The sequence below is a fragment of the Burkholderia sp. E168m23 genome (genome assembly GCF_016586125.1).
Lineage (GTDB): Bacteria > Pseudomonadota > Gammaproteobacteria > Burkholderiales > Burkholderiaceae > Burkholderia > Burkholderia orbicola.
The window spans coordinates 1-4,847 of the sequence record NZ_BCPP01000543.1; the positions used below are offsets into that span (position 1 = coordinate 1).

3 protein-coding genes and 1 pseudogene are annotated in these 4,847 nt (G+C 68.6%); 1 reads left to right on the plus strand and 3 read right to left on the minus strand.

The annotated features are described in order from the left end of the window. A pseudogene (locus tag JMF90_RS24250) lies at positions 1-336 on the plus strand (error-prone DNA polymerase); the annotation flags it as partial. A 133-nt stretch (positions 337-469) separates the two neighbouring features. On the opposite strand, the gene JMF90_RS24255 reads toward JMF90_RS24250, so the two are convergent. The 3 genes from JMF90_RS24255 to JMF90_RS24265 all read right to left on the minus strand — a co-directional run. Next, on the minus strand, positions 470-1,921 hold the full coding sequence (locus JMF90_RS24255) for a short-chain fatty acid transporter (RefSeq protein ID WP_236593013.1): 1,452 nt from the start codon (positions 1,919-1,921) through the stop codon (positions 470-472). 25 nt (positions 1,922-1,946) lie between these two features. Continuing rightward, complete coding sequence (locus JMF90_RS24260; protein WP_201317014.1) at positions 1,947-2,882, minus strand: ornithine cyclodeaminase family protein; 936 nt, start codon at positions 2,880-2,882, stop codon at positions 1,947-1,949. A gap of 24 nt (positions 2,883-2,906) precedes the next feature. Then, positions 2,907-4,847: molybdopterin dinucleotide binding domain-containing protein (locus JMF90_RS24265; RefSeq protein WP_201325518.1), on the minus strand; the 1,941-nt coding region annotated here is incomplete at its 5' end.

The following is a 4,847-nucleotide window of genomic DNA, read 5'->3' on the forward strand; positions in this document are numbered from 1 at the left end:
TTGCGCGCGCAGCGGCTGTCGTCGGCGGCCGAGTTGCGCGAGCGTCCCGATGGCCGGCTCGCACGCGCATGCGGGCTCGTGATCGCGCGACAGATGCCGGGCACCGCGAAGGGCGTGATGTTCATGACGCTCGAGGACGAAACGGGCTGCGTGAACGTGATCGTCCGGCCCGAACTGCTCGCGCGGCAGCGCCGCGAAACGCTCGATTCGCGGCTGCTTGCGGCGTCCGGCGTGTGGCAGGTCGTGAGCGACGTGCGGCACCTCGTCGCGCAGCATTTCGAGGATCTGACGCCGCTGCTCGGTGGCCTGCGCACGTCGAGCCGCGAATTCCACTAAGGCCGGCATGCACCGCCGGCACGCGCGCGGCACGATGGGCGCGACGGGTACGATGCCGCACGGCACGGCACGGCACGGCCACCGTCACTGTCACCGCACTACCACTCAAGACCGCAAGCCGCCCCCCATACGCTTACGGCACCACCGGCGGATGGTAAGCGAGCGTACCGGCGAGCGCCCACAGCATGAAGATCACGAGCGGCAGATGCACGACCAGTTGCGTGAACGTGAAGCCGACGATGTCGCGCGCCCGCAAGCCGAGCACGCCGAGCAGCGGCAGCATCCAGAACGGATTGATCAGGTTCGGCAACGCCTCGGCCGCGTTGTAGACCGTCACGGCCCAGCCCAGATGAACCTGCAGCAGTTTGGCCGCCTCGATCACGTACGGCGCCTCGATGATCCACTTGCCGCCGCCGGACGGCACGAAGAACCCGAGCACGGCCGAATACACGCCCATCACCGCGGGGAACGACGCATGCGACGACATCGCGACGAAGAAGTGGGCGAGGTGATCGGACAGCGGCAGCCCGGTGGGCGCGGCCGCCTTGGTCAGGATGTACGCGATCCCGCCGTACAGCGGAAACTGGATCAGCACGCCCGCGACCGACGGCACCGACCGCGCGACGGCATTGAGGAAGCGCCGCGGTCGCCAGTTCAGCAGCATGCCCAGCAGCAGGAACAGGAAGTTGTACGTGTTCAGGTTCGAGATCGCGATCAGCGGATTTTTCGTCGTGAACTCGTGCCACGCCCAGATCGCGCCGATCGCCACGATCACGATGGTGACGAGCGGGCTGTATTCGAGCCAGTCGCCCGGGCGGCTCGGGCGCGCGAGCGTGGCATGGCTTTCGTCGAGTGCAATGCCGAGCGCCGTCGCGGTCTTCGCCCGCGCGTCGTTCGGCGCGGACAGATACGCGATCAGCAGCGACGCGACGGTCAGCACCGCGGCCATCAGCATCGACTGCGGGAGAAAGATCGTCTCGGTGAACGGGATGACGCCGGAGATCGCGAGCAGCGCCTTGGGCAGGCTGTCCGGATTCGCCTGCAATTGCGACGCGGACGAACTCAAACCCAGCGCCCACGTCGCGCCCATGCCGAGATAAGCGGCCGCGCCGGCCGCGCGGTAATCCATCCGCAGATCGGTGCGGCGCGCGAGCGCACGCACCAGCAGGCCGCTGAAGATCAGGCTGATCGCCCAGTTGAACAGCGACGCGACGATGCTGACGAGCGCGACGAACGTCACCGCGGCGCGCCCGGACGCGGGCACGCGCGCAAGCGCATCGATCAGCCGCGACGCGGGCGGGGACACCGCGACGACATAACCCGAGATCGCGACGATCGCCATCTGCATCGTGAACGGGATGAGGCTCCAGAAGCCGTCGCCGAACGCCACGCCGACCCGCGTGACCGGCGCCCCGACCGCCAAGGCACCCGCCGCCACGATGATCACCGCGAGCGCGGCGAAGATATAGGCGTCCGGGAACCACTTCTCCGACCAGCGCGCCATGCCCGCAGCCATTCGTTCCAGCGCACCTTCGCGGTCCGCCGCCGGCGCGTCGCCGCGCTGCACGTCCATCAGCTCTTTCATCTCGATCTCCTTGCCCGTCACGGGTTCAATTCGCTTTTTCATGGATTTGAATGGCCGCGGCCAGATCCTCCAGCGCGGTGCCGACGGCCTTGAACACGGTGCGCTGCAGGTCGTTCGTGCGGCCCTGCGCGTCGCCCCGGCACAGCGCCGTCAGGGTCCGGCTCAGGTGCTCGGGCGCAATGACGTTGCGCGCCAGCGGGCCCAGCAGGTCGCCGGATTTTTGCGCGGCCTCGTCCGTGTCGACGTAAATCTCCGCGTGCCGGAAGCAGTCGTCGTCCGCTTCGCGCATGCGCGGCGTGAAGCTGCCGATCAGGTCCAGATGCGAGCCCGGTGCGAGCCACTCGCCGCGGACGATCGGCTCCGTCGCGAGCGTCGCGCAGGTGACGACGTCGGCACGCCGGACGCTCTCCTCGAGATGCGTGACGGGCGTTGCATCGAAACCGTCGCGGGTCAGCCGGTCGACCAGTCGCGCCACCGCTTCGCGGTCCTTGTCCCAGACCTCGACGTGCGAGATCGGCAACTGGCTGCGATACGCGAGCGGCACGAGGCTGCCGACCCGGCCGGCGCCCAGCAGCACGAGGCGCGATGCGTCGGGCCGGGCCAGATAGGTGGCAGCCAGCGCCGACGCCGCCGCGGTGCGGCGCGACGTGATTTCGTTGCCGTCCAGTTGCGCGAGCGGGCGGCCCGTTCGCCCGTCGTAGAGCACGTAGGTCGAGTGCAAGCCGGGCAGGCCGTGTTCCGCATTGCCGGGAAAGATGTTGACCGTCTTGATGCCCAGATACCCGTGGTCTTGCCACGCGGGCATGATGAGCACCGTGCCTTCGTCCGCGCTGCCGGCATGGACGACGTGCGAATGCCGCAGCGGCACGTGGCAGCCGTCGACGAATGCTTGCCGCAGGCGCGCGACCAGCGAGTCGAAATCCAGCGCGTCGCGGGTCGCGACGGCGTCGAAATGTTTCATGGTGAACCTTTCCTCGAACGGGGGTTATGCATCGATGCTGATGTCGGTTGCCGGAATGGCCTGGCAGGCGAGGCACAAGTCGGCTTCGTCCGGCCCCTGTCCGCTCAGATGCGTGACTTCGCCGGAGACGACCTTGACCGCGCAGCTCTCGCACTGTCCGACCCGGCAACCGCTCGGCAACGCGATGCCGAGGCTTTCCGCGAACGACAGCAGGCTGCCGTCGCCGGGTGTCCAGGTGGCCGTGCGGCGCGACCGCGTGAACTGCACCGCGTATTGCTTCGACGGGTCGAGCGTCGGCCGGGACGGGGACCTGAACGCTTCCTTGAAGATGTCGAACGGCGGGACGCCGCGCGCGATCAGCCCCGCCGTGATCGCCTCCATCATCGGTTCGGGGCCGCACAGGTAAAACCGCGCGCGCCGCCGGATCAGGTCGTCGGCGACCACGTCGGCCGACAGGTAGCCGTGCAGCTGAAAGTCGCGCCCCGGTATCTCGTCGCGCGGCTGGTTGTAGCAGTTGACGACGTCGAGCGTCGGCAGGCGCTGCTTCAACGTCTCGATGCGGTCGCGGAACGCGTGCGTGCTGCTGTTCAGGTTGGCATAGAAGAGCCGCGATTCCGGCGCGCGGTCCGCCAGATCGCGAATCGATTCGAGATACGAAATGAACGGCGTGATGCCGATGCCGCCCGCGAACATCACGACCGGCTGCCGCGATGCCGGCGGCACGACGAACGTGCCGCCGGGCGCACCGAGCAACACCGGATCGCCGACCTCGAGCACGCCGTGAATGTAGGACGACATCGCACCTTCGAACGCGGTGCCGTCGCGCGTCTGACCTTTCTGGTGCCGTACCGAGATGGTGTACGTGCGGCGATCGTCCTCGCGGGCGGCGCCCGTCAGCGAGTAGGCACGCGTCGTCCCGCCGTCGCCGAGCGACGGGATATGCAGCGTCACGTGCTGACCGGGCAAATAGTCCGGCAGCGCGCCGCCGTCCGCGGCCCGAAACGTGACGGTGCGTACGCCGCTCGCTTCCTCGCGTATCGCGGACACGACGAAATCCCGCAGGCCTTGCCACGGGCGGCGTGCCGGATCGACCGACGGGTCGCGCCGGATGCGGCAGCGCAAGGACCGCAGCGGCGACGAGCCGCTGACCGGATCGAGTTGCGCGGCCGACACGAGCGGGTTGAAATTGCTGTTGTCGCGGCCGCCCACGGCGAGCGCATCGAGGCCGACCTCGTCGCAGGCCTGCCACCAGCCGTACTCGGCCACGATCACGTTGCGCGCCAGTTCCGGTACGACGCGCGCCTTGAAGCGCGCCGCGCCGTTCGTCGTTTCGATCACGCACCAGTCGCCGTCGACGATGCCGTGCTCCGCCGCCAGTGCATCGTTGAGTTCCGCCACCGGGTACGGCGCGCGGCGCCGCAGGCTCGGCAGGCCGCGATGCTGGCTGTGGCAGTAGTAGCCGTTCTTCGTCGACGTCAGCGTGTACGGAAAGCGGCGGGGGTTGTCCGCGCGTGCATCGTCGCCATGCCGCGGCGGCACGTACTGCGGCACGGGCGGGTAGCCGTGACGATGCAGTTTCTCGGAATACAGTTCGACGCGCCGCGTCTCGGTGTTGAAACCGCGCATGCCGTCGGGCGTCGCCGCCGCGTATTGCCGCTCGCGCTGCGGCAACGGCCTGACGATACCTTCCGGATGGGCGCGCAGCGATGCGACGTCCAGCCCGAGCGGTTCGAGCACGTGATTCCAGCCGGCCTCGATGCTGCCGCCGAAGAACGCGTCCTGCATCCCGAGCCGCACGGCCAGCTCGAAGACGATGTCGTAATCGGCGCGGCTCTCGCCTCGCGGCGGCACCATGCGCTGCCGCAACTGCACAAGTTCGACCGCGCGCTCGTCGATCTCGAAGCCGAGCCGCAGCCCTTCGCGCTCCCACGGCGTGTTCACCGGCAGCAGGATGTCCGCATAGCG

Excerpts from the sequence above, each read along its gene's own strand:
- JMF90_RS24255 (WP_236593013.1), bottom strand. The coding sequence starts at position 1,921 with ATGAAAGAGCTGATGGACGTGCAGCGCGGCGACGCGCCGGCGGCGGAC.
- JMF90_RS24260 (WP_201317014.1), bottom strand. The coding sequence starts at position 2,882 with ATGAAACATTTCGACGCCGTCGCGACCCGCGACGCGCTGGATTTCGAC.